Origin of the sequence: Dyella acidiphila (genome assembly GCF_014863405.1) — a bacterium.
Classification (GTDB): domain Bacteria; phylum Pseudomonadota; class Gammaproteobacteria; order Xanthomonadales; family Rhodanobacteraceae; genus Dyella_B; species Dyella_B acidiphila.
On the sequence record NZ_JACZZA010000006.1, the window covers coordinates 143,478 to 166,664 of the forward strand.

Sequence of the window (23,187 nt, forward strand, 5' to 3'; positions counted from 1 at the left end):
TGTATTACCAGCACAGGACCAGCTTTCCAACGTGCGCGCTGCTTTCCATCACGGCATGGGCACGCCCGGCATCTTCTGGCGCAAATACTTCGTGGATTACCGGCCGCAGGCGACGTTCGGCGAACAGCGGCCATACATGCTGATGAAGCTGGCTGGCGATGGCGGCCTTGAATGCCACGGAGCGGGCGCGCAAGGTCGATCCGGTGATGTGCAGCCGGCGCCGCATCACCATGTGCGCATCGATGCGCGACTGGTTGCCGCCCAGCGTGGCGATGATGACCAGCCGTCCATCTTCGGCCAGAGCGTCGAGTTCGCGCGCCACATAGTCGCCGGCGACCATATCCAGGATCACATCGGTGCCGCGGCCGTCGGTCCATGCTTTGGCCCGTTCGACAAAGTCTTCCGTCCTGTAGTTGATGGCGCGGGCACCGAGTGCTTCGCAGGCGCGGCATTTTTCATCGTTGCCGGCGGTGGCGAACACGGGATGGCCCAGTGCGTGCGCCAGCTGGATCGCGGTGACGCCGATGCCGCTGGAGCCGCCTTGCACCAACAGGCTTTCCGGCGTGCCATCGTCGTGCTGCCCCAGCCGGCCGCGATCGAACACATTGCTCCACACGGTGAAGTAGTTTTCCGGCAACGAAGCGGCTTCGATCAGACTCAAGCCTTCGGGTACGGGCAGACACTGCGATAGCGGCGCTACCGCGTATTCGGCATAGCCGCCGCCGGTCAGCAAGGCACAGACCTGGCCGCCACGTTGCAGGCCCAGCGGGTTCTGGCTGCTGAAATCGCCGTCTACCAGTTCGCCCGCCACCTCCAGTCCCGGCAGGTCGGAAGCGCCGGGCGGCGGTGCGTAGTTGCCCATGCGCTGGAACACGTCGGGACGATTGACGCCCGACGCGGCCACCTTGATCAACACTTCGCCCGGCCCTGGTTGCGGTATCTCGCGTTCGACCAGGCGCAACACGTCGGGACCGCCAGGATGACTGATTTCAATCGCTCGCATGCCGGTCATGCTGGCGGTTCCCGTGTTACCTCAGCGTGCAGAGTCCACCAGCACCAGCTCGGCGTCTTCCAGCGCTTTCACTTCCAGCACTGTCTCGTCGCGAATGGCTGCGCCGTCGCGCGCATCCAGATGCACACCGTTGATCTCCACGCTGCCTTTGGCGGGCACCAAATAGGCGTAGCGATCTTTTTCCATCGTGTAGCGGGCGCTTTCGCCGGCCTTGAGTGTGGCGCCCAGTACGCGCGCATTCGTGCGCAGGGGCAGGGCATCGCTGTCTTCCTGAAAGCCGCTGGCCAGTGCGATAAAGCGCCCCGAGCGTTCGCCGGCGGGGAACGGCTTGGCGCCCCAGGACGGGGCACCGCCGCGCGCGTCGGGAATGATCCAGATCTGGAAGATGCGCGTGTTGCCCGCTTCGAGGTTGTATTCGCTATGCGTGATGCCGCTGCCTGCGCTCATCACCTGTACGTCGCCCGCTTCGGTACGTCCCTGGTTGCCAAGGCTGTCGCGATGCGTGATGGCGCCTTCGCGCACATAGGTGATGATTTCCATATCCGCGTGCGGATGCGGCGGGAAACCGGTCTGGGCGGCGATGGTGTCGTCGTTCCACACGCGCAGCGCGCCCCAGCCCATGCGCCCGCTGTCGTTGTAGCCGGCAAAGGAAAAGTGATGCTTGGCCTTGAGCCAGCCGTGGTCGGCTCCACCCAAGCTGTCGAAAGCACGCCGTTCGATCATGGAAGCACCTGATGGGAAGTTCGGATGGCGCCCAAGATAAGACCGCTGCCTGGGTTAGAGAACTGTCATCAGAGAAACAGTGTGTCCCTGAGGTTCGCTCGCTTCAGTGGTCGCCGACGCGGCGCTGGTGCCCGCTCATCTCATGCCCCGCATCGTGCGCAAAGGCACGGTGCCAGCGGGTGGAGCTAAGCGAAATCAGCGTAACGATCAGGAAGGCTGCCGAGAAATTGAGCCGGCTGGGCTCGCTGTTGTGGCTTGCCGCCATGGCGACTTTGAGGATCAAGGCCCCGCAGCACACGCCTATCGACAGCATCAGCTGCTGCAAGGTGGAATAGAAGCTGTTGGCCGCGCTCATCCGATCGGTCGGCACCGCCTCGTAGGCAATCGTGTTGTAGGCGGTGAACTGGATCGACATCACGATGCCGCACGCCATCAGCAGTCCGAACATCAGCCAGAACGGCCAGTCCGCCTGGAAAAATGCGCATACCGCATAGCTCAGGCTGGCCAGCACGCCGTTGTAGACCATGACTCGACGAAAGCCGATCCAGCGCAGCAGGCGCGTGGTAAGCGCGCGGGCCAGCAACGCGCCAAGCGAGATCGCCAGAATGAGCTGTCCGCTATGCAGGGCTGAAAAGCCCAGGCCGATCTGCAGCAGCAGCGGCAGCAGGAACGGCTGCGCCCCCTGGGTGATGCGCATCAGCGCTCCGGAGATCACCGACAGGCGAAACGAGTCGATGCGCAGCAGGGTCAGGTCCACCGCCGGATGGGTGCGTCGTTTGGCATGCCTGACGTAAGCCAGGCATGCCGCCGCGCCCACCGCCACCAGCAGGAAGGCGTTACGCAGATCGGTGTTTTCGCCAAAGCTTTCCAGCCCGAACAACAGGCAGCCCAGGCCGATACTGCATAACGCAAAACCCAGCCAGTCGAACGGCGCGGGCTTGCACGAACTCGGGATGACGGGAACATACCTGCGTACCAGCCAGTACCCGATCACGCCGATCGGCAAGTTGATATAGAAGATCCAGCGCCAGTCGAGGTATTGCACGATAAAACCGCCCAGGGGCGGCCCGGCCATGGTGCCCAGCACGGCTGGGATCAGGGTCCACATCATGGACGACACCAGGTGGCGGCGTTCCACCGTGCGCAAGATGATCAGGCGTCCCACCGGCCCCATCATGGCGCCGCCGGTGCCTTGCAACAGCCGTGCGGCGACCATCGCCGGCAGGCTGTGGGTGAGCGAGCACAGGATCGAGCCGATGATGAACACCACCATCGAACTGTTGAACACGCGTTTGGTGCCGAAGCGATCGGAGATGGTGCCGCTGACCGGAATCAGGATCGCCAGCGCGAGCAGGTAGCTGGTCACCGCCACGCTCATCGCCGGTGCGGTGACGCCGAAATCGCGGGCCATGGTCGGCAGCGCGGTGGCCAGCACGGTGCCGTCCATCTGTTCGAGGAAGATGGCGCAACCGACGATCAGGGAAATAGTGCGGTAATCGGGCGCCGCCGGTTGGGATGCCACCGGAGCGTCCACCTTTTCCTCGATCGGCACAGACACGAAAGTTTCCTGGGCGAGCGCAACTTCGCCTGCGTCAGGGCCGACGCCAGGATCAACGAGAACGCTCGAAACGGCGATGCACCAGGGTTGTGCGTCGCAGCAACGTTATTATTCGCCTGTTAGAAAGTTGTTACAAGGGCGAGTCGTCACGTTTGTTCCCGTTGATTCATGCGTAGCGATTCCGGCGATGAACGCTGCACGAAAAACGGCGCCTGCTGGCAGGCGCCGTTTTTCACGCGGAACAATGACGCGGAACTTAGAGCGCTTCGAAAATACCTGCCGCGCCCATGCCGGTGCCGATGCACATGGTCACCATGCCGTACTTCTGCTTGCGGCGGCGCAGGCCGTGCAGCAGGGTGGCGACGCGAACCGCGCCGGTGGCGCCCAGCGGATGGCCAAGCGCGATGGCGCCGCCCAGCGGATTCACCTTGGACGGATCCAGGCCCAGATCGCCGATCACCGCCAGCGCCTGCGCGGCGAAGGCTTCGTTGAGTTCGATCCAGTCCAGTTGATCTTGGGTGATGCCGGTCTGCTTGAGCACCTTCGGAATCGCTTCCTTGGGGCCGATGCCCATGATGTCCGGACGCACTCCGGCCACCGAATAGCCGACGAAACGCGCCAGCGGCGTGAGACCGTAATCCTTGATCGCTTGCTCGCTGGCCAGCAGCACGGCGCCGGCGCCGTCGGAGGTCTGCGAAGAGTTGCCGGCGGTGACGCTGCCGCCGAACTGGCCGTTGCGGAACACCGTCTTGAGCTTGCCCAGTACGTCGGGCGTGCTGCCGGCGCGCGGGCCTTCGTCGGTATCGATCAGGCGGCTGTCGGTCTTGATGCCGCGCGAGGCGAGGTCGGGGTAATGGTCGTCGAGCTTGAACGGGCTGATTTCATCCTTGAATTCGCCGGCCTTGATCGCGGCGAGGGCGCGCTCGTGGCTTTGCGCGGCAAAGGCATCCTGTGCTTCGCGCGACACCTTCCACTGCTTGGCCACGTTCTCGGCGGTAATGCCCATGCCGTAGGCGATGCCGATGTGTTCGTTGTCGAAGATGGCCGGGTTCATGGCCACCTTGTGGCCCATCATCGGCACCATGCTCATGCTCTCGGTGCCGCCGGCCAGCATCAGGTCGGCCTCGCCCAGGCGGATGCGGTCGGCCGCCATCGCCACGGCCTGCAGGCCGGAGGAGCAGAAGCGGTTGATGGTCACGCCCGGCACGGTGTCGGGCAGGCCGGCCAGCAGCACGCCGATGCGCGCCACGTTCATGCCTTGCTCGGCCTCGGGCATGGCGCAGCCGATGATGGCGTCGCCGATGCGGTGCGGGTCGATGCCCGGCGCCTGCGCCATCACGGCGCGGATCACGTGGGCGAGCAGGTCGTCCGGACGGGTATTGCGGAATACGCCGCGCGGCGCTTTGCCCACCGGGGTGCGGGTGGCGGCGACGATGTAGGCGTCTTGCACTTGCTTGGTCATGGTCTTGGCTCCGTGGCGTCGCGCGATGCGCAGCGACGCCGCTTGATGTTGGTTAGGTCAGTGGCCGGCTGGCGGGCATCAATTGCGCAGCGGCTTGCCGGTGGTCATCGTGTGCGCGATGCGTGCCTGGGTCTTTTCGGTCTGCGCCAGCTCCACGAAATGCTTGCGCTCCAGTTCCAGCAGCCACTCTTCGTCGACCAGCGAACCGCGCTCGATCGCGCCGCCGCACAGCGTGTCGGCGATGCGCGTGGCGATCGCCACATCGTGCTCGGAGGCGAAATAGCCGGCCTGCAGATTGGCCAGGGAGGCCTTGAACGTGGCCGTGCCCACATCGCCGGCGACCGGCACATTGCGGTTGTACAGCGGCGGGCGATAACCGCTATCGGCCAGCGACAGCGCCACCTTCTTGGCCACGTAAAGCAGTTCGTACGGGTTGAACACCACCACGTCGCTGTCGCGCAGCAGGCCCAGTTGCTTGGCGTCCAGCGCGCTGGCGGAAACCTTGGCCATCGCCACCGTCTCGAACACCTTCTTCAACGCCTCGAACGGATCGGCCGGATTGGCCTGCGCCGCGCGCACCGCCAACTCATGCAGGCCGCCGCCGGCCGGCAGCAGGCCCACACCGGCCTCGACCAGGCCGATATAGCTTTCCAGCGCGGCCACCGTGCGGGCCGAATGCATCTGGAATTCGCAGCCGCCGCCCAGCGCGAGACCGCGCACCGCCGACACCACCGGCACCAGCGCATGCTTGATGCGCATGCTGGTGCGCTGGAAGTTGGCGACCATGGCGCGGAAGTCGTCGAACTTGCCCGCCTGCAGCAGGCCCAGCGCGCCCTTCAAATCGGCGCCGGCGGAGAACGGTTCGCCGGTCTGCCAGATCACCACCGCCTTGAGTTGCTCCTCGGCCACGCCGATGGCGTGCTGGATGCCGTCGAGCACCTGGTCGTTGACCGTATGCATCTTGGTCTTGAACGAGATGATGCCGACGCCGTCATCGCCCAGCGTCCACAGGCGGATGCCATCGTTTTCCCATACCGTGCTGCCCTGGTCGAACTTCTCGCCCAGGATCGGATCGGGGAACAGCTGGCGCTGGTAGACCGGGTGCTGCGAGCGCGGCTTGTCGGTCTTGTCGGCGGCGGAGTAGGAGCCGCTCTTGCCATGCACGCCGTTGCGGCCGTCGGTAACCCACGCCGGCAGCGGCGCCTTGCTCATGGCCTTGCCGGCGGCGATGTCTTCGGCGATCCAGCCGGCCACCTGCTGCCAGCCGGCAGCCTGCCAGGTCTCGAACGGGCCGAGCTTCCAGCCGTAGCCCCAGCGGATGGCGAAGTCGACGTCGCGGGCGGTGTCGGCGATATCGGCCAGGTGATAGGCGGTGTAATGGAACAGGTCACGGAAGGTGGCCCACAGGAACTGCGCCTGCGGATCGCTGGAGGCGCGCAGCTTGCCGAACTTCTCGGCCGGGTCCTTGATGGCGAGAATCGCGGACACCTCATCGGAGGCCTTCTGCTCGGACGGGCGGTAGTCGCGCTTGGCCACGTCCAGCACCACGATGTCCTTGCCGGCCTTGCGATAGAAGCCGGCGCCGGTCTTCTGGCCCAGTGCGCCCTGTTCGATCAGGCCGCTCAGCCACGCCGGCGCCTTGAAGTATGCGTGCCAGGGATCGTCGGCCAGGGTGTCGGCCATGGTCTTGATCACGTGCGCCATGGTGTCCAGGCCCACCACGTCGGCGGTGCGGTAGGTGGCGCTCTTGGGGCGGCCCACGGCCGGGCCGGTCAGGGCGTCGACGGTATCGAAGCCGAGCTTGAACTGCTCGGTGTGATGCATGGTGGCCAGCATCGAGAACACGCCGATGCGGTTGCCGATGAAGTTCGGGGTGTCCTTGGCATAGACCACGCCCTTGCCGACCGTGGTGGTCAGAAAGGCTTCCAGGCCTTCAAGCACGCCCGGATCGGTCAGCTTGGTCGGAATCAGCTCGACCAGGTGCATATAGCGCGGCGGATTGAAGAAATGCACGCCGGTGAAGCGGTGGCGCAGCTGTTCGGGCAGGGCTTCGGCCAGGCCGTTGATCGACAGGCCCGAGGTATTGCTGGCCAGCACGGCGGTCTTGGACACATGCGGCGCGATCTTCTTGTACAGATCCAGCTTCCAGTCCATGCGTTCGGCGATCGCCTCGATCACCAGGTCCACGTCCTGCAGGTGCTGCAGATCGTCGTCGTAGTTGGCCGGGATGATGGCGGCGGCGCGGCTGCTGTCGGCCAGCGGGGCCGGCGACAGCTTCTTCAGGTTCTCGATCGCCTTCAGGGCAATGCCGCTCTTGGGGCCTTCCTTCGCCGGCAGGTCGAACAGCACGGTCTCGACGTTTGCGTTGGTCAGGTGCGCGGCGATCTGCGCGCCCATGACGCCGGCGCCCAGCACCGCGGCTTTGCGGATGCGTAGCGCTGGCTTCGATGAAGATGGAGCGGTCATTGGCTTCTCCGTGGGTACGAATGCAAACAGGGGGGGAACAAAAGATGAGGGGCGGCCATGGCCGCCCCATGACAGGAAATCAGGGTGCGCGCAGGCCGGCGGCGGAAAAGCGGACCAGATGGGCAATGGTCTGCTCGCGATGGATGGTCTCGCTGACGTCGCTCTTGCGCTGGATGATGCCGAAGCCGGACATGGCGTGGGTGAGGGCGCCGGTGACCAGGTCGATCCGCCAGTACAGCTCCTCTTTGCTGAGCTGGGGCAGCAGGCGGGCGAATTCGGCGGTGAACTGGCGCATCACATGGCCGTAATTGTCCGAAAGGAACTTGCGCAGGCTGTCGTCATGCTCGGCGAAGGCGCGGGCCAGCACCCGCATGAACAGGCCGGCGCCGCCTTCGTGGGAGAGCTCCAGGGCGGGGCGGATAAAGGCGTCCAGCACGGCTTCCAGGTCCGTCTCGGCCTGTCCGGACGCCTGCTTCAGCGCGGCCAGCCGGCGCGCGTTGAGCTGGTCCAGGCGGCGCTTGAATACCTCTTCGACCAGGTTGTCCTTGGAGCCGAAGTGGTAGTTCACCGCGGCCAGGTTCACCCCGGCGGCGGCGGTCAGCTGGCGCAGCGAGGCACCTTCGAAACCGCGCTGGGCGAACAGTGCCTCGGCGGCGGTGAGGATGCGTTCCTTGGTGGATGCGGAGCTGTTCACGGTATCGCCCATCCCATCGAATCAAACGATCGTTTGAGCATACGCGGGGCGATCGGGACGAGTCAAACGATCGTTTTGTCCGGCCTGCCGGGGGTGGGGGTCCAGGTGGGGCGAACGGCGCTGCCAAGCCGTCAGGCGGGGTTGCTTATGGGCTAGAATCTGTCAAACTTTCGTGCGCTAAATCCGCATTTCGCGGCGTATTTAGTTCTACATTCCACTGGCGTCCATGCCAGGGCCGCCCACTAAAAATAATCCGCATACCCGGAGCAGACCGTATGGCGCTGGAGCGCACCCTTTCCATCATCAAACCCGATGCCGTCGCCAAGAACGTGGTCGGTGAAATCTATGCCCGCTTCGAGAAGGCCGGACTGAAGGTCGTGGCCGCCAAGATGAAGCATCTTTCGCGCAAAGAAGCGGAAGGCTTTTACGCGGTGCACAGCGAGCGTCCGTTCTTCAACGCGCTGGTTGAATTCATGATTTCCGGTCCGGTCATGATCCAGGCGCTGCAGGGCGAAAACGCGATCCTGAAGAATCGCGAGCTGATGGGCGCGACCAATCCGAAGGATGCCGCGCCGGGCACGATCCGCGCCGACTTTGCCGATTCGATCGATGCAAACGCCGTGCACGGTTCCGATGCCGCCGAAACGGCCGCAGTCGAAATCGCCTATTTCTTCGCCGCGACCGAAGTGTTTCCGCGCTGAGATGTGATGCCGTGAGCCAGGTGGAAAAAGTCAATCTGCTCGATTTCGATCGCCAGGGGCTGCGCGAGTTTTTCGCGCAGCTCGGCGAGAAGCCGTACCGCGCCGAGCAGGTGATGAAGTGGATCTACCACCATCTGGAAGACAACTTCGAAAACATGACCGATGTGGGCAAGGCGCTGCGCGCCAAGCTCGAGGCCTCGTGCTACGTCGGTGCGCCCAAGACGATGTTCGACAAGGGCGCCGCCGACGGCACGCATAAGTGGCTGCTCGGCATGGACGGCGGCAACGCCGTCGAAGCGGTCTACATCCCGGAGCCCACCCGCGGCACGCTATGCGTGTCCTCGCAGGTGGGTTGCGGTCTGAACTGCCAGTTCTGCTCCACCGCCACGCAGGGTTTCAACCGCAACCTGGCCACCTCCGAAATCATCGGCCAGATGTGGGTTGCCGCCAAATACCTGGGCAACATCACGCACCAGAACCGCCGCATCACCAACGTGGTGATGATGGGCATGGGCGAGCCGCTGCTGAATTTCGACAACGTCGTCAAGGCGATGAGCCTGATGCGCGACGATCTGGGTTTCGGCCTCGCCTCCAAGCGCGTCACGCTGTCGACCGCCGGCCTGGTGCCGATGATCGACAAGCTTTCCGAAACCATCGACGTATCGCTGGCCGTGTCGCTGCATGCGGCCAACGACGAGCTGCGCACCGAACTGGTGCCGCTCAACAAGCGTTATCCGATCGCCGAACTGGTGGCCGCCTGCCAGCGCTGGATCGCGCGCAAGCCGCGCACCTCGATCACCTTCGAGTACACGCTGATGAAGGGCGTGAACGACCAGCCCGAACATGCGCGCCAGCTGATCAAGTTCATGCGCCGGCTGCCCACCTGCAAGGTCAATCTGATTCCGTTCAACCCGTTCCCGGGTACGCGCTTCGAGCGTTCGGAGCCGGATGTGATCCGCGCCTTCCAGACGCAATTGCTCAACGCCAACATCCTGACCATGCTGCGCCGCACCCGCGGCGACGATATCGATGCTGCCTGCGGCCAGTTGAAAGGCCAGGTGCTCGATCGCACGCGTCGTCAGGCCGAATTCCAGAAACGCCTGGCCGAGGATGCAGCACATGCGGCGTGATCGTTTCCTGCCGGGCCTTTGCGCGATGTTGCTGATTGCCGGCTGCCATCGCGGGCCGGTGATTCCGCCGCCACCGGCCGATCCCAAGCTGCCGCAGGAAACCAAGGCGCAGAAGGCGCAGAGTGCGGCGGACGTGCATACGCGCCTCGCGCAGCACTACATCGACATCAACAATCTCCAGGGCGCACTGGAGAAGGTGAAGCTCGCCGTCAACGAGGATCCGACCTACGTTCCGGCGCAGACGGTGATGGCCTATATCTACGAGCGCATCAACGACCTGCCGAATGCGGAAATCCATTACCGCAAGGCGGTCGAACTGCAGCCGGACAAGGGCGATACCAACAACAACCTGGGCCAGTTCCTGTGCCACGAAGGCAAGGCGCAGGAGTCGCTGGGCTATTTCGCCAAGGCCGTGGCCGACCCGTTCTACCAGACGCCGGACGTCGCGCTCACCAACCAGGGCATCTGCCAGCTGCAGATGGGCGATCGCGCGAGTGCGCTGGGCAGCTTCCGCCAGGCGACGCAGCGCAATCCGGGCAACGCCACGGCCCTGTTGCAGCTGACCAACGCGCTGTACCTCAATCACGACTACTTCCATGCCAGTGCCTTCATGCAGCGCTTCGATGCGCTGGGGCAGGCGAGTCCCGAATCGCTGAAGCTTGGCTATGAAATCGAATCGCACATGGGCAACACGGACTCCGCCCAAAACTATGTCAAACGGCTAGTCAGCCAGTTCCCGGATTCGGAACAGGCGCAGGCCCTCAATCAAAACGCACGCCCATGATTTCCGAGCAGTCCAATCCGGACGGGCAGGAGGAAGCAACCTCCGCCACACCCGTCAAGACCGCAGTGAACATGGAAGAGAACACTGCCGAATTCCGTTTCAACGAGGCGCCCGGTTTCGGTTCGCGCCTGCGCGCCGTACGTGAGGCCCGCGGCCTGGACATCGAAGCCTGCGGCCACGCGCTGCGCCTGCCGGTGCGCGTGCTGCGCCAACTCGAGAACAGCGAGTTCCAGGCCATCGATTATCAGGTCTACCTCGGCGGTTACATCCGCAAGTACGCGCGCTATCTCGATATCGACGACGCGGAAACCGAGGCTGCCGTCGGCCGCCTCACGCCGAGCCAGCCGCCGCTGGTGGCAACCGGCGGCGTCTCGCATTCGCGCTATCTGCTGGATCGCTACGCCACCGCAGCTACCTACGTAATCCTGACCCTGGTGATCGCCGTACCCACCGTATGGCTGGGCATGCGCGGCACGCTGACGCACGACATGAGCCACCTGGCTCCGCTGGACGCGGCACCGGTAGCGCAACAGGATGCGCCGCCGCCGGCATCGGCCAGTTCCAGCAGCATCGTGAAAATACCGGCGGCCAACACTGCCGCGCTGGCCCAGGCGTCGACGCCGGCGCCGGCTGCTTCTGCGCCGCGCGTGCTCGAACAGCAGCCGTTGCTTGCCTCGATGGTGCCGGTGCCGAGCCTGGATAGCGACACCAGCATCACGCCAGCTGCCAGCGCCACCAATGCGGGCACGATCGGCAGCGGCAGTCACAGCCTGACGCTCAGCCTGCCCAACAGCAGCTGGGTGGAAGTCATCGGCAAGGATGGTTCGCGCCTGGAATATGGCCTGCTGCCGGCCGGCACGTCCAAGACCTACCGCAGCGACCAGCCGCTCGAAGTACGCATTGGCAATGCCACCGGCGCGCAGGTAAACGTCGACGGCCAACCGCTGGGGCTGGATCCCTACCGGCACTCCAATGTGGCGCATTTCCGCGTCGATATTCAGGACGGCAAGGCTGCCCCCACGGGTGCCTGAAGCGCGGGGGACGGGGCGGTCGGCGAGTCCCCTCGCTCATCCTTGATCGGTTATGCTTGCGCATTGTCCGTCCCGCGGACGGGCAGCGCTGGCTGCCGCCGGATTGCGGCGGCTCGAAGAACACCCTTTTGGCGCCTTCCGGCGTCGCTTGCGATACGGTGATTGCATGGCATTTGATGCATACGACGACTACGAACAGAGCGAACGCGTACAAAAATGGCTGCGGCAGAACGGCCTGTCGATCGTCGTGGGTGTCGTCATCGGTTTGATTGCCATCTTCGCTTACCAGCAGTGGCGCAATCACCGCGCCGGTCACGAACTCGCCGCCGCAGCGCTGTATCAGCAGCTGCAGTCGGTGATTGATACGGGCAACACCACCGCCTCGGATCTGTTCATTCAGCAGCTGATGAACGATTACGCCGAAACGCCTTATGCCATGTTCGCGGTCAGCGACCGCGCCCGCCGCCAAGTCGAGGCCAAGCAATTCGACAAGGCGCTGGAGTCGCTCTCCTGGGCTGAACAGCACGCACCGAGCCCGGAATTGAAGGCGCTGGTGGAACTGCGCATCGCGCACGTGCAACTGGCCAAGGGCGATGCCCAGAACGCACTCGCGGCGCTGGATCGCATGCCGGCCGACAGCTATGCCATCGATGGCGAGGAACTACGCGGAGATGCGCTGGTCAAGCTAGGTCGGCGCGACGATGCCCGCAAGGCCTACGAGGCTGCCGTGAAAGCCATGGGGCCGCACGCGCAGGCGGGCAATGAAGTGCAATTGAAAATCGACGATCTGGCCGTGGCCGGGAAGCAGGGTGCATGAAACGTTTTGGGCTGATCGTATTGACCGCTTCGCTGGTAGCCATCGCGGGCTGTCATTCCTTCAAGAAAGAAAACATCCAGCCGCCGACGCCGCTGGACAAGAATTTCAAACCCACGGTGCAAGTGACCGAGGTGTGGAAGACCCGCGTCGGCCATGGTGCCGGCATGAGCGGCGTGCGCATGCAGCCGACGGTGGTCGGCGGCGTGCTCTATGCGGCCAGCACCGATGGTGCGATCGGCGCGTACGACGCGGCCAGCGGCAAGACCATCTGGGAAAACAAATCGCGCACCAAGAGCTGGTTCGGGCTCGGCTGGGGTGACAAAAACCGCAAGGACGCCCTCTACTCCGGCGGCCCGGCGGTGGCTGGCGACCTGCTGGTGATCGGCACGCTGGATGGCCACGTATACGGTTTGAACGTGAAGGACGGCAGCCAGCGCTGGGTAAGCGCACTGCCTTCCGAAGTGATCGATTCGCCGACGATTGCCAGCCAGCTCACCATCGTGCGCACCCAGGACGGCCGCGTGTACGGCCTGGACAGCAGCACCGGCGAGCGCCGTTGGGTGAACGATCAGGGCAACGTGCCCCTGCTTAGCCTGCGCGGCAATGGCTCGCTGCTGGTCGCCAATGGCGTGGTGTTTTTCGGCAGCGACGACGGCAAGCTCACCGCGCTGCGCCTGGATAACGGCGACAAGCTGTGGGAGCAGAAACTGTCCAGCGGTGAAGGCCGCACCGATATCGAACGCATGAACGACGCCGATGGCGGCGTGCTGCTCGATGGCAGCACGCTGTACGCCGCGGCGTATCACGGCAGCCTCACCGCCGTCGACGGTCCGAGCGGACGTCCGATGTGGGCGCGTCCGTTCTCCACCTACACCTCGCTGGCGCTCAGCGGCAACAGCCTGTTCGGCGCGAACACCGACTCGCAAGTCTGGGCGTTCGACAAGAGCAGCGGCGCCGACATGTGGAAGAACGACAACCTGAAGTATCGCTGGGTGACCGCGCCGGCCGTGCAGGGCAACTACGTGGTGGTCGGCGACATCGAAGGCTATGTGCACTGGCTGCAGGCGGCCGACGGTGCGCTGGCCGGGCGTGAGCGTCTTTCCAAGAAGGCCATTCGCGCGCAGCCGGTGGTCGATGGCGACCTGGTGTATGTCGAAGATGTGATGGGTCACATCGCGGCTTACCGCCTCGGCGCCAAGTAATTCCGGGAACTATGATTCGTGCTGCCCGTCATCGCCCTGGTCGGTCGTCCCAACGTCGGTAAATCGACCCTTTTCAATGCGCTGACGCGTAGCCGCGACGCCCTGGTGGCTGACATGCCGGGCGTCACCCGTGATCGCCACTACGGTGTCTGCCGTACTGGCGCACGGCCTTTCGTAGTAGTCGATACCGGCGGCTTGTCCGGTGTCGACGAAGGTCTCGACGCACTCACCGCGCAGCAGGTGCGGCTGGCCATCGAGGAAGCGCAGGCGCTGGTGTTCGTGCTCGATGCACGCGATGGCCTGCTGCCGCAGGATCGCAGCATCCTTGCCGAGCTGCGCCGCAGCGGCAAGCCGATCATCGCCGCGGTCAACAAGACCGACGGCCTGGACGCGCAGGATGCGCTGGCCGAGTTTGCCGCCTTCGGCATTTCCCGCACCTTGCCGCTTTCGGCGGCACACAATCGCGGCACGGAAGAACTGATCGCCGCGGCCTTGCCGCTGCTGCCGGAAGATGTGCACGAAGAGCTGGCGCCGGCAGAAGACGGCAGCATCCGCGTCGCCATCGTCGGTCGCCCGAATGCCGGCAAGTCCACCCTGATCAATCGCCTGCTGGGCGAGGATCGCCTGATCGTTTCCGATGTGGCAGGCACCACGCGCGACCCGATCCGCGTGCCGCTCGAACGCGACGGCAAGCGCTACACCCTGATCGACACCGCCGGTGTACGCCGCAAGGCGCGCGTCGAAGAGGGCGTCGAGAAATTCAGCGTGATCAAGACGCTGCAATCGATGGCCGCGGCCCAGGTGGTCGTGGTGATGATTGATGCGCGCGAAAACCTCGCCGACCAGGATCTCACCTTGATCGGTCATGCGATCGACGAGGGCAGGGCGCTGGTGATTGCCGTCAACAAGTGGGACGGCATGGATGCGTACCAGCGCGAACAATGCCAGCGCGCCCTCGAGCGCAGACTGGTTTTTGTTGACTGGGCGAAGCAGGTATTTATTTCCGCCCTGCACGGTTCGGGCTTGCGCGAACTGATGCGCGCCATCGTGCGTGCGCATACGGCGGCCACGCACGAGCTGGGTACCTCCGACCTTACCCGCACGCTCGAACAGGCTTACGAAAGCTATCAGCCGCCGCTGGTGCGCGGGCATGCGCCGAAGCTGCGTTTTGCGCATCCTGGCGGCACCAATCCGCCGACCATCGTGATCCACGGCAGCCGTACCAAGCACATCGCGCCGGCCTACCAGCGTTATCTGGAAAACTTCTTCCGCAAGCGCTACAAGCTGGAAGGCACGCCGGTCCGCATCGTGTTCCGCGAAGGCGAAAATCCCTACGCTGGCAAGAAGAACGTGCTGACCGAAGGGCAGCAGCGCAAGCGCCAGCGCATGATTCGCGAGATGAAGCGCCGCAAGCGCTGAGCAACCTCTCGCTGCCTTAATTCGCATCCACGGTCATCCCGGCGTAGGCCGGGATCCATGCTTCGCACTCGCGATGGAATCCTGGCTACGCCGGGATGACGTTGGGCATAGGCACGCATCACGGCATTGCTCGAGAGCCCGCTTTCGGCGAGCTAGACTACCTGCATGAGCAGCCCCATCGACCGCGATTCCTGGCTGGCCGCCCTGCGCGAGCAGGTGGCTGAAATTTCCCCCGCCGACGCTTTCGCCCAGCAAGCGCAAGGCGCGTTGCTGGTCGACGTACGCGAAGAAAACGAACGTGCCGGGGGCATGCCTGCCGGTGCGCTTGGCTTGTCGCGCGGCTTTCTGGAGCTGCGTATCGAAGACAGCGAGCCCGACCGCGATCGCCCGGTCCTGGCCATCTGCGCCAGCGGCCGACGCTCGCTGCTCGCTGCCGAAGCGCTGCAGCGCATGGGATATCGCCATGTTGCCTCCGTCGCCGGCGGCTATCAGCGCTGGAAAAGCGAAGGCCTGCCGATCACTGCCGGTGCCCTGGATACAGATGCCGCCGAACGCTACGCACGCCAACTGCGCCTGCCGCAGGTTGGTGAAGCGGGGCAGCTGAAGCTTGGTCACGCAAAGATAGTCTTGCTCGGTGCCGGCGGTCTCGGCGCTCCGGCAGCCTTGTATCTTGCTGCGGCCGGCGTCGGGCAGCTCACGCTGATCGATGACGATCGCGTCGAGCGCTCCAATCTGCACCGGCAAGTGATTCATGCCGATGCCCGGGTCGGCATGGCCAAGACCGAGTCGGCACGTATGACGCTGGCTGCGCTCAATCCGCGCATCCAGGTGGAGCTGCGCAACGAGCGTCTGCGCGCGGACAACGTGGAACAGTTGTTGCGCGGGCACGATCTGGTGATCGACGGTGCCGACAATTTTCCGGCCCGCTATCTGCTTGCGGCGGCCAGCCGTCGGCTGGGTATGCCGATGGTTTATGGTGCTGTCGAACGGTTTAGCGGACAGGTCAGCCTGTTCGATCCGCGCCGTGAAGAATCTCCCTGCTATCGCTGCCTGTTTCCCGAGCCGCCCGACGCCGCGGACGCGCCCAATTGCAGCGAAGCCGGAGTGCTCGGCGTATTGCCGGGTATCGTAGGTTTGCTGCAAGCCACGGAAGCTCTGAAGCTGGTGCTGGGGATCGGCGAACCGCTGATCGGCCGCTTGCTGTCGTTCGATGCGCTGGGCATGCATTTCCGTGAAACGCGGCTGCCGCGCGATCCGGGTTGCCCCGGCTGCGGGCCGCAGGCCGTGTTCAACGGCTACGAGGACATCGCGCGCTGGTGCGCCGCCGCGGGTTAGGTGAGATCGCCGGGAAGCAGCCCGTAGACCACGGCATCTTCCGACTGGCCGTGTAAAAGAATGCGTTGTCGCGCGATGCCCTCGCGCTGTGCGCCGATGCGTTCGGCGCAGCGCTGGCTGGCGAGGTTGCCTACGGCGGCAACGATTTCCACCCGCCGCAACGCCAATGCTTCGAAACCGAACATGGCGGCGGTGCGCCCGGCTTGCGTTGCGTAGCCCTGGCCTACGGCCGAGGTGCGCAGCCAGTAGCCGAGATTGGCGCGCAGGTCGCGTCCATCCAGCTGATTCAGGCCCACACCGCCGAGCAGCCGGTCTTGTGTGTCGAAGATGGCGAAGTCGTAGTGCTCGCCTTCGTGCCAGGCCTGCTGGCAGATGGCGATCCACTGCAGCGATTCCTGCAGGTCGTAGCCGGCATGGCACCACGGCAGCCAGCGGCCCACGCCGGCGACGGACTCCTGCACGGCCTGATGCAGCGCGGGCGCATGACTTGCCGCCCAGGGGCGCAGCGATAGCGGAGGGGTGTCGAGCGTCAATGGCGCGGGGCGGTACTGAACGGACATGTTTGCAAGGTTTGTGCGGCCGGTAGGGAGTCAGGATAATGTCGCGCTTCGCGGGACGGGAAAACACCATGAGCGCACGCATCCTCGACGGTAAACGCATCGCCCAGGAATTGTTGGAGCGGATCGGTAAGCGCGTCAGCGAGCGCCGGGCGCAGGGCAAGGTCGAGCCGGGTCTGGCGGTAGTGCTGGTGGGCGACGATGCGGCCTCGTCGGTCTATGTGCGCAACAAGCGCAAAGCCTGCCATCAGGTGGGTTTCCGTTCCTTCGATTACGACTTGCCCACCAGCACCAGCCAGGACGAACTGTTCGCGCTGATCGACCGGCTCAATGCCGATCCGGCCGTGCACGGCATCCTGGTGCAGTCGCCGCTGCCCGACCATATCAATGAAGACGCCCTGGTCGACCGCATCGATCCCAACAAGGACGTGGACGGCTTCCAGGCCGTCAACGTGGGGCGCTTGGCCTTGCGCCGCTTCGGACTGCGTCCGTGCACGCCGAAGGGCGTGATGACCTTGCTTGGCCATACCGATCGCCCAGTGCGCGGCCAGCATGCGGTGGTAGTGGGTGTTTCCAATCATGTGGGCCGGCCGCTGGCGCTGGAATTGCTGATTGCCGGCTGCACTGTCACGTGCTGCCATCGTTTTACCCGCGACCTGGAAAGCTATGTGCGGCAGGCCGATATCCTGGTGGTTGCAGTAGGCAAGCCCGGACTAGTCAAGGGCGAATGGATCAAGCGCGGCGCGGTGGTGGTGGATGTAGGCATCAATCGTCTGGACGACGGGCGACTGGTCGGCGATGTGGATTTCGACGTGGCCTCGCAGCAGGCGAGCTGGATTACGCCGGTGCCGGGTGGCGTGGGTCCGATGACCGTGGCCACGCTGATGGAAAACACCTTGGAAGCCGCCGAAGCGCGCGCCTGATCCGCCCTTGGATAGTGCGGCGCGAAGCCGCATCTTGCCCGCTCGCCCGGTATCTGGCCGGTTGTCTTCGCGCGGGACAGCCTGACATTCATCATCGGCAGTCGCCTTAAGGACCGCTCCCGCGTATAATCTCATCTTTGGAGCGAGACTTTTCGCATGCGTATCCTCGCCGAGGCCCTCACCTACGACGACGTCTACCTCGTCCCGGCCCATTCCCAGGTTCTGCCGCGCGATGTGGATACATCCACACGACTCACGCGCAATCTTCGACTGAATATCCCGATCGTGTCCGCCGCCATGGACACCGTTACCGAAGCACGTTTGGCCATCACCATGGCGCAGAACGGCGGCATCGGCATCATCCACAAGAACATGACCGCCGATCAGCAGGCCGCCGAAGTGCGCCTGGTGAAGAAATTCGAAGCCGGCGTGATTCGCAGCCCGATCACCGTCGGTCCGCATACCTCGATCCGCGACGTGCTCAAGCTCACCAGTGCGCACAACATCTCCGGCGTGCCGGTGGTGGAAGGCGAGCAGCTGGTCGGCATCGTCACCAGCCGCGACCTGCGCTTCGAGCGCAAGCACGACGATCCGGTGCGCAACATCATGACGCGCCAGGAGAAGCTGGTTACCGTGCGCGAAGGCGCCAGCCAGGATGAAGTGCTGCAGCTGCTGCACAAGCACCGCATCGAAAAAGTGCTGGTGGTGAACGACGCGTACCAGCTGCGCGGCCTGATCACCGTCAAGGACATCCAGAAAGCCCGCGACAATCCCAACGCCGCCAAGGACGCGCACGAGCGCCTGCTGGTCGGCGCGGCCGTCGGCGTCGGCGGCGATACCGAACACCGCGTGCAGGCCCTGGTCGATGCGGGCGTGGACGTGATCGTGGTCGATACCGCGCACGGCCATTCGCAAGGCGTGATCGAACGCGCCGGCTGGGTGAAGAAGCACTATCCGCAGGTGCAGGTGATCGCCGGCAACATCGTGACCGGCGAAGCCGCACGCGCCTTGCTCCATGCCGGCGTCGATGCGGTGAAGGTGGGCGTAGGCCCCGGCTCGATCTGCACCACGCGCGTCGTCGCCGGTGTCGGCGTGCCGCAGATCACCGCCATCGACCTGGTCGCCACGGCGCTGAAGGACGAAATCCCGTTGATCGCCGACGGCGGCATCCGCTATTCGGGCGATATCCCGAAGGCACTGGCAGCCGGTGCTTCCACCGTGATGCTCGGCTCGATGTTCGCCGGCACCGAAGAATCGCCGGGCGAAGTGGAGCTGTTCCAGGGGCGCTCCTACAAGAGCTATCGCGGCATGGGTTCGATCGGCGCGATGGCGCTGGGTTCCAAGGACCGCTACTTCCAGGACGAAGCCGACGCCGACAAGCTGGTGCCCGAAGGCATCGAAGGCCGCGTGCCGTACCGCGGTCCGCTGCGCAACATCATCCATCAGCTGATCGGCGGCCTGCGCGCCTCGATGGGCTACCTGGGCGCGGCCACCATCGACGACGTGCGCAACAAGGCGCAGTTCGTGAAGGTGACCTCGGCCGGCGTGACCGAAGCACATCCGCACGATATCCAGATCACCAAGGAAGCGCCGAATTACCGGCTCAATTCCTGATCGGTGCGTGCGCAAGCGGCAGCGGCACGTTGCAACGACGCTCTCGTTGCCACGCTGCCGCTGCTTCGTTTCCGCGTGATGCCATCCACGATTTCCGTTTCTTCCTTGCCCGGCCGCCATGACCAACATCCATAGCGACAAGATCCTCATCCTCGACTTCGGCGCGCAGTACACCCAGTTGATTGCGCGGCGCATCCGCGAGATCGGCGTGTACTGCGAAATCTGGGCCTGGGACCACAACCCGGCGGAGATCGCCGCGTTTGGCGCCAAGGGCATCATCCTGTCCGGCGGTCCGGAATCGACCACCGTGCACGGCGCGCCCAAGGCACCGCAGGAAGTGTTCGACGCAGGCTTGCCGATCCTGGGCATCTGCTACGGCATGCAGACCCTGGCCGCGCAGCTGGGCGGCGCCACCGAAGCGGCCGATGCACGCGAGTTCGGACATGCAAAGGTCGATGTGATCGCATCGGACAAGCTGTTCGCCGGGCTCAGCGACCACCCCTCCAGCCACGCGCTGGATGTCTGGATGAGTCATGGCGACCACGTTGCCAAGGCGCCGCCAGGCTTCACCGTCACCGCCGTCACCGAGCGCATTCCGGTGGCCGCCATGTCCAACGAAGCCAAGCGCTGGTACGGCGTGCAGTTTCATCCGGAAGTGACGCATACCAAGCAGGGCAATGCCTTGCTCAAGCGCTTCATCGCCGAGATCTGCGGCTGCCAGACGTTGTGGACTGCCGCGCACATCATCGACGACCAGATCGCCCGCGTGCGCGAACAGGTCGGCCAGGATCACGTGCTGCTGGGCCTTTCCGGCGGCGTGGATTCGTCGGTGGTCGCTGCACTGCTGCATCGTGCGATCGGCAAGCAGCTCACCTGCGTCTTCGTCGACACCGGCCTGCTGCGCTGGCAGGAAGGCGACCAGGTCATGGCCACCATGGCCGAGCACATGGGCGTGAAGGTGATCCGCGTCAACGCTGCCGAGCGCTATTTCAAGGCGCTCGAAGGCGTGGCCGATCCGGAAGCCAAGCGCAAGATCATCGGTCGCCTGTTCGTGGAAATCTTCGACGAGGAATCGACCAAGGTCACCGCCGCCGGCAACGGCCATGTGAAGTGGCTGGCGCAGGGCACCATCTATCCGGACGTAATCGAATCGGCCGGCAGCAAGACCGGCAAGGCGCATGTGATCAAAAGCCACCACAACGTGGGCGGCCTGCCGGAACACATGAAGCTCAAGCTGGTCGAGCCGCTGCGCGAGCTGTTCAAGGACGAAGTGCGCCGCATCGGCGTGGAACTGGGCCTGCCGCGCGAGATGGTCTATCGCCATCCGTTCCCCGGCCCCGGCCTGGGCGTGCGCATCCTGGGCGAAGTGAAGGCCGAATACGCCGAGCTGCTGGCGCGCGCCGACGCGATCTTTATCGAGGAGCTGCGCAAAGCCGATCTGTACGACAGCGTCAGCCAAGCCTTCGCCGTGTTCCTGCCGGTGAAGTCGGTAGGCGTGGTCGGCGATGCCCGGGCCTATGAGTGGGTGATCGCCCTGCGCGCCGTTGAGACCATCGACTTCATGACCGCCCATTGGGCGCACCTGCCGTACGATTTCCTTGGCACGGTTTCCAATCGTATTATCAATGAGTTGCGCGGTGTTTCTCGTGTGGTCTATGACATCAGTGGCAAGCCGCCGGCCACGATTGAGTGGGAATGAGCAAATCATGTGCTTGGCGCATGAGCTGCGCCAAGCACATGATAAGTTTTCTTAGAAAGTAGCGCTAAGTCACTGAAATAAAAAGAACCGTTCTCAGCGAGGGCGCCGCACGGCGCGAAGCTTGCCGCTGCTGCCCCCGCCGCAGAAGAACCGGTCGCCGCCATCGGACTCCAGGCCGGACACGAAGGTGCCCGCCGGCAGGTCGAGCTGTTCCAGCACTTCTCCGGTTTCCGGATCCACCCGCCGCAAATCGCTTTCGTCCCCCTCCCAGCTGCCATGCCACAGCTCGCCGTCGACCCAGGTGACGCCGGTGACGAAGCGGCTGCATGGGATGGTGCGCAGGATCGCGCCGGTGTCGGGATCGATCTGGTGGATCTTGCGCTCCCGGTATTGCCCCACCCATAGCGAACCTTCGGCCCAGGCCAGGCCCGAATCGGCACCGCCGCCGGGAGATGGAATGGTGGCCAGCACCTGGCCGGTTGCGGGGTCGATCTTCTGGATGCGCGTTTCGGCGAGTTGGTACAGGTGCCGGCCGTCGAAAGCGGTGCCGGCATGGGCGAAGACATCGATCGCGCGCACCGTTTTACCACTGGAGGGGTCCAGTTGCTGCAGCGAGTCGCCGGTGGCGAACCAGACATGGCGGCCATCGAAGCTGACGCCGTGGATATGGTCGATGCCGGGGAACGGGCCGTATTCCTGCACGATGTCAGCGGTGGAGCGTTTCATGGTGTGATCCTCGATTGGACGGCGTGATGCTAGTCGTCCGGCCATGGAGCAGTGAGTAACAAGGCCGTCGCGAATCCGGGCATGGGCGGTGTCATCCAGCGGCGTGCGCGGCCATGGCCGAACGATTGCACCTTGCCGGCGCCGGCCAGTGCATCGAGCGCGCGCTGCACGGAGCGCTGGCTGGTGCCGAGCGCCAGGGCCAGGGCGGAGCTGGACCATGTTTCGCCGTCGGCCAGAAACGCCAGCACGGCGGCGTGCGCTTCCTCCACGGGACGCGCCAGCACCATCACCTCGTGCGCATGCCTGGGCGCGATGGTGAAACCTCGGCTGGTGGCATGCACGCCAGCCAATCCGCGCAGGGCAATACGTAGGCGGCCGATTTCCACGCGCAAGCGGGCGCGGTGTGTTTCATCGAGCTGCCTGGCGCGGAATGCCGACCTGATCAGCGCATCGCGCGGGACGTCATCCGGCCATGCTTCGGCCAGTGCACGCGCCAGCGAAAACAGCACCGGCCGCCTGGCCAGCGAGACGCTTGCCTGGGCGTGGCGCACGGCATGGCGGCAGGCGTCCACGATCAGCGCTTTCGAGGTCTGCAGGGCTTCGAGATCGGCGAGTCGTTGCGGGCTCACCTGGCCTGCCGCGATCAGCCGTGCGACGGGTGTCTGCAGCAATTGGGAAGCGCTTTCCACTTCGGCGCTGAGGGCCGGAATGCCGGCCTCGCGCGCTGCGCGCCGGGCGCGGGCAAGCGCCTCGTCCGCGGCCTTGGTGTGCAGCCGGCGCATGGCGATGCCGGCGCTGACCAGCTCATGCGTGGTTCTCAACGTGGGCGGCAGGGGCGCCGGGTCGAGCGCGGCAAGGATGCGTTCGGCATCGTCGAGCCGGCCGATCAGTAGCAGGCGCCGCACTTCCAGATAGCGTGCATGCGCCGCATTGGAGCTGTCGCCGTGCGCCTGCAGCGTTTCGCGCGCGGCATCGAGGGCTTTCGGCGCCCAGCCCAGATCGCGCGAAACAAAGGCAATTTCCGCTTCGGCGACGATGCAGCGTGCGCGCGCCAGCGCTTCGTTGGGGCCGAAGGCACGCGCTGCGGCACGGATCAGTTCTCGCGCTCGGGGCAGATCGCCGAGCTGCGCCATGGCGATGCCGCGCAGTGCCAGGGCCGGCAGATCTTCGCGCAACGCCACCCGGTTCAGCGCGCCGAGCGGATCACCCTTGGCCAGTGCGCGGGCGGCGGCCGTGATCAGCGAATCCATCGGAATCCCGCCACACTTGTCACTCCCAGCCCCAGGCAACGGCTGCCTAATCTAGCTCATGTCGAATCGGGAACCGCCCGAGCG

Annotated in this window: 20 protein-coding genes; 11 read left to right on the forward strand and 9 right to left on the reverse strand. The window is 64.8% G+C overall.

Annotation, left to right across the window (positions count from 1 at the left end):
• Nucleotides 1–4: 4 nt before the first annotated feature.
• The 6 genes from IGX34_RS11585 to IGX34_RS11610 all read right to left on the reverse strand — a co-directional run bounded on the left by IGX34_RS11585 (nucleotide 5) and on the right by IGX34_RS11610 (nucleotide 7,927).
• The gene (locus tag IGX34_RS11585; RefSeq protein WP_425598786.1) at nucleotides 5–1,012 is read right to left on the reverse strand and encodes an NAD(P)H-quinone oxidoreductase; all 1,008 of its coding nucleotides are present in this window, start codon (nucleotides 1,010–1,012) and stop codon (nucleotides 5–7) included.
• Nucleotides 1,013–1,033: 21 nt separating this feature from the next.
• Entirely contained in the window at nucleotides 1,034–1,735 is a 702-nt protein-coding gene (locus tag IGX34_RS11590) for a pirin family protein (RefSeq protein ID WP_192555885.1), read from the reverse strand.
• A gap of 103 nt (nucleotides 1,736–1,838) precedes the next feature.
• Nucleotides 1,839–3,281 carry a DHA2 family efflux MFS transporter permease subunit gene (locus IGX34_RS11595; protein ID WP_338015461.1) on the reverse strand — a complete coding sequence of 481 codons (1,443 nt, stop codon included), beginning with the start codon at nucleotides 3,279–3,281 and terminating at the stop codon, nucleotides 1,839–1,841.
• Between the two features lie 268 nt (nucleotides 3,282–3,549).
• Nucleotides 3,550–4,755: an acetyl-CoA C-acyltransferase gene (locus tag IGX34_RS11600; protein WP_192555887.1), complete on the reverse strand. Its 1,206-nt coding sequence runs from the start codon at nucleotides 4,753–4,755 to the stop codon at nucleotides 3,550–3,552.
• A gap of 78 nt (nucleotides 4,756–4,833) precedes the next feature.
• The gene (locus IGX34_RS11605) at nucleotides 4,834–7,221 is read right to left on the reverse strand and encodes a 3-hydroxyacyl-CoA dehydrogenase/enoyl-CoA hydratase family protein (RefSeq protein WP_192555888.1); all 2,388 of its coding nucleotides are present in this window, start codon (nucleotides 7,219–7,221) and stop codon (nucleotides 4,834–4,836) included.
• A gap of 79 nt (nucleotides 7,222–7,300) precedes the next feature.
• Nucleotides 7,301–7,927 (reverse strand): TetR/AcrR family transcriptional regulator, encoded by a 627-nt coding sequence (locus IGX34_RS11610; RefSeq protein ID WP_192555889.1) that lies wholly within the window; start codon nucleotides 7,925–7,927, stop codon nucleotides 7,301–7,303.
• A gap of 263 nt (nucleotides 7,928–8,190) precedes the next feature.
• Here IGX34_RS11610 and ndk point away from each other — a divergent pair, with 263 nt between their 5' ends.
• The 8 genes from ndk (at nucleotide 8,191) to moeB (ending at nucleotide 16,334) form a co-directional block, all read left to right on the forward strand.
• Nucleotides 8,191–8,616 (forward strand): nucleoside-diphosphate kinase, encoded by a 426-nt coding sequence (ndk, locus tag IGX34_RS11615; RefSeq protein WP_192555890.1) that lies wholly within the window; start codon nucleotides 8,191–8,193, stop codon nucleotides 8,614–8,616.
• A gap of 11 nt (nucleotides 8,617–8,627) precedes the next feature.
• The gene (rlmN, locus tag IGX34_RS11620; protein WP_192555891.1) at nucleotides 8,628–9,746 is read left to right on the forward strand and encodes a dual-specificity RNA methyltransferase RlmN; all 1,119 of its coding nucleotides are present in this window, start codon (nucleotides 8,628–8,630) and stop codon (nucleotides 9,744–9,746) included.
• The gene (gene pilW / locus IGX34_RS11625; protein WP_192555892.1) at nucleotides 9,736–10,530 is read left to right on the forward strand and encodes a type IV pilus biogenesis/stability protein PilW; all 795 of its coding nucleotides are present in this window, start codon (nucleotides 9,736–9,738) and stop codon (nucleotides 10,528–10,530) included. Before rlmN ends, pilW begins: the two co-directional genes overlap by 11 nt.
• Nucleotides 10,527–11,561, forward strand: a complete 1,035-nt coding sequence (locus IGX34_RS11630) for a helix-turn-helix domain-containing protein (protein WP_225737401.1) — start codon at nucleotides 10,527–10,529, stop codon at nucleotides 11,559–11,561. Before pilW ends, IGX34_RS11630 begins: the two co-directional genes overlap by 4 nt.
• 103 nt (nucleotides 11,562–11,664) lie before the next feature.
• Entirely contained in the window at nucleotides 11,665–12,378 is a 714-nt protein-coding gene (locus tag IGX34_RS11635; protein WP_338015458.1) for a YfgM family protein, read from the forward strand.
• Nucleotides 12,375–13,580 carry an outer membrane protein assembly factor BamB gene (gene bamB / locus IGX34_RS11640; RefSeq protein ID WP_192555893.1) on the forward strand — a complete coding sequence of 402 codons (1,206 nt, stop codon included), beginning with the start codon at nucleotides 12,375–12,377 and terminating at the stop codon, nucleotides 13,578–13,580. The genes IGX34_RS11635 and bamB overlap by 4 nt, the downstream gene beginning before the upstream one ends.
• Nucleotides 13,581–13,598: 18 nt before the next feature.
• The gene (der, locus tag IGX34_RS11645) at nucleotides 13,599–14,999 is read left to right on the forward strand and encodes a ribosome biogenesis GTPase Der (RefSeq protein WP_192555894.1); all 1,401 of its coding nucleotides are present in this window, start codon (nucleotides 13,599–13,601) and stop codon (nucleotides 14,997–14,999) included.
• Nucleotides 15,000–15,164: 165 nt separating this feature from the next.
• Nucleotides 15,165–16,334, forward strand: coding sequence for a molybdopterin-synthase adenylyltransferase MoeB (gene moeB, locus IGX34_RS11650; protein WP_192555895.1), 1,170 nt, complete (start codon nucleotides 15,165–15,167; stop codon nucleotides 16,332–16,334).
• Here the strand turns inward: moeB and IGX34_RS11655 are convergent.
• Complete coding sequence (locus IGX34_RS11655) at nucleotides 16,331–16,894, reverse strand: GNAT family N-acetyltransferase (RefSeq protein WP_192555896.1); 564 nt, start codon at nucleotides 16,892–16,894, stop codon at nucleotides 16,331–16,333. The genes moeB and IGX34_RS11655 overlap by 4 nt on opposite strands.
• Nucleotides 16,895–16,962: 68 nt before the next feature.
• Here IGX34_RS11655 and folD point away from each other — a divergent pair, with 68 nt between their 5' ends.
• From folD to guaA, 3 genes are all read left to right on the forward strand, one after another.
• Entirely contained in the window at nucleotides 16,963–17,814 is an 852-nt protein-coding gene (folD, locus tag IGX34_RS11660) for a bifunctional methylenetetrahydrofolate dehydrogenase/methenyltetrahydrofolate cyclohydrolase FolD (RefSeq protein WP_192555897.1), read from the forward strand.
• A 156-nt stretch (nucleotides 17,815–17,970) separates the two neighbouring features.
• On the forward strand, nucleotides 17,971–19,428 hold the full coding sequence (gene guaB, locus IGX34_RS11665; RefSeq protein WP_192555898.1) for an IMP dehydrogenase: 1,458 nt from the start codon (nucleotides 17,971–17,973) through the stop codon (nucleotides 19,426–19,428).
• Between the two features lie 118 nt (nucleotides 19,429–19,546).
• The gene (gene guaA / locus IGX34_RS11670) at nucleotides 19,547–21,127 is read left to right on the forward strand and encodes a glutamine-hydrolyzing GMP synthase (protein ID WP_192555899.1); all 1,581 of its coding nucleotides are present in this window, start codon (nucleotides 19,547–19,549) and stop codon (nucleotides 21,125–21,127) included.
• 93 nt (nucleotides 21,128–21,220) lie between these two features.
• Here the strand turns inward: guaA and IGX34_RS11675 are convergent, their stop codons facing one another.
• Both IGX34_RS11675 and IGX34_RS11680 read right to left on the reverse strand, forming a co-directional pair.
• The gene (locus tag IGX34_RS11675; RefSeq protein WP_192555900.1) at nucleotides 21,221–21,853 is read right to left on the reverse strand and encodes a Vgb family protein; all 633 of its coding nucleotides are present in this window, start codon (nucleotides 21,851–21,853) and stop codon (nucleotides 21,221–21,223) included.
• Between the two features lie 29 nt (nucleotides 21,854–21,882).
• Complete coding sequence (locus IGX34_RS11680) at nucleotides 21,883–23,103, reverse strand: helix-turn-helix domain-containing protein (RefSeq protein ID WP_192555901.1); 1,221 nt, start codon at nucleotides 23,101–23,103, stop codon at nucleotides 21,883–21,885.
• Nucleotides 23,104–23,187 lie beyond the last annotated feature (84 nt).

Coding starts and splice junctions, on each gene's coding strand:
- folD (WP_192555897.1), top strand. CDS start 16,963: ATGAGCGCACGCATCCTCGACGGTAAACGCATCGCCCAGGAATTGTTG.
- IGX34_RS11605 (WP_192555888.1), bottom strand. CDS start 7,221: ATGACCGCTCCATCTTCATCGAAGCCAGCGCTACGCATCCGCAAAGCC.
- IGX34_RS11585 (WP_425598786.1), bottom strand. CDS start 1,012: ATGACCGGCATGCGAGCGATTGAAATCAGTCATCCTGGCGGTCCCGAC.
- guaB (WP_192555898.1), top strand. CDS start 17,971: ATGCGTATCCTCGCCGAGGCCCTCACCTACGACGACGTCTACCTCGTC.
- pilW (WP_192555892.1), top strand. CDS start 9,736: ATGCGGCGTGATCGTTTCCTGCCGGGCCTTTGCGCGATGTTGCTGATT.
- bamB (WP_192555893.1), top strand. CDS start 12,375: ATGAAACGTTTTGGGCTGATCGTATTGACCGCTTCGCTGGTAGCCATC.
- guaA (WP_192555899.1), top strand. CDS start 19,547: ATGACCAACATCCATAGCGACAAGATCCTCATCCTCGACTTCGGCGCG.
- IGX34_RS11590 (WP_192555885.1), bottom strand. CDS start 1,735: ATGATCGAACGGCGTGCTTTCGACAGCTTGGGTGGAGCCGACCACGGC.
- IGX34_RS11610 (WP_192555889.1), bottom strand. CDS start 7,927: ATGGGCGATACCGTGAACAGCTCCGCATCCACCAAGGAACGCATCCTC.
- IGX34_RS11680 (WP_192555901.1), bottom strand. CDS start 23,103: ATGGATTCGCTGATCACGGCCGCCGCCCGCGCACTGGCCAAGGGTGAT.
- IGX34_RS11655 (WP_192555896.1), bottom strand. CDS start 16,894: ATGTCCGTTCAGTACCGCCCCGCGCCATTGACGCTCGACACCCCTCCG.
- IGX34_RS11675 (WP_192555900.1), bottom strand. CDS start 21,853: ATGAAACGCTCCACCGCTGACATCGTGCAGGAATACGGCCCGTTCCCC.
- IGX34_RS11630 (WP_225737401.1), top strand. CDS start 10,527: ATGATTTCCGAGCAGTCCAATCCGGACGGGCAGGAGGAAGCAACCTCC.
- IGX34_RS11600 (WP_192555887.1), bottom strand. CDS start 4,755: ATGACCAAGCAAGTGCAAGACGCCTACATCGTCGCCGCCACCCGCACC.
- ndk (WP_192555890.1), top strand. CDS start 8,191: ATGGCGCTGGAGCGCACCCTTTCCATCATCAAACCCGATGCCGTCGCC.
- moeB (WP_192555895.1), top strand. CDS start 15,165: ATGAGCAGCCCCATCGACCGCGATTCCTGGCTGGCCGCCCTGCGCGAG.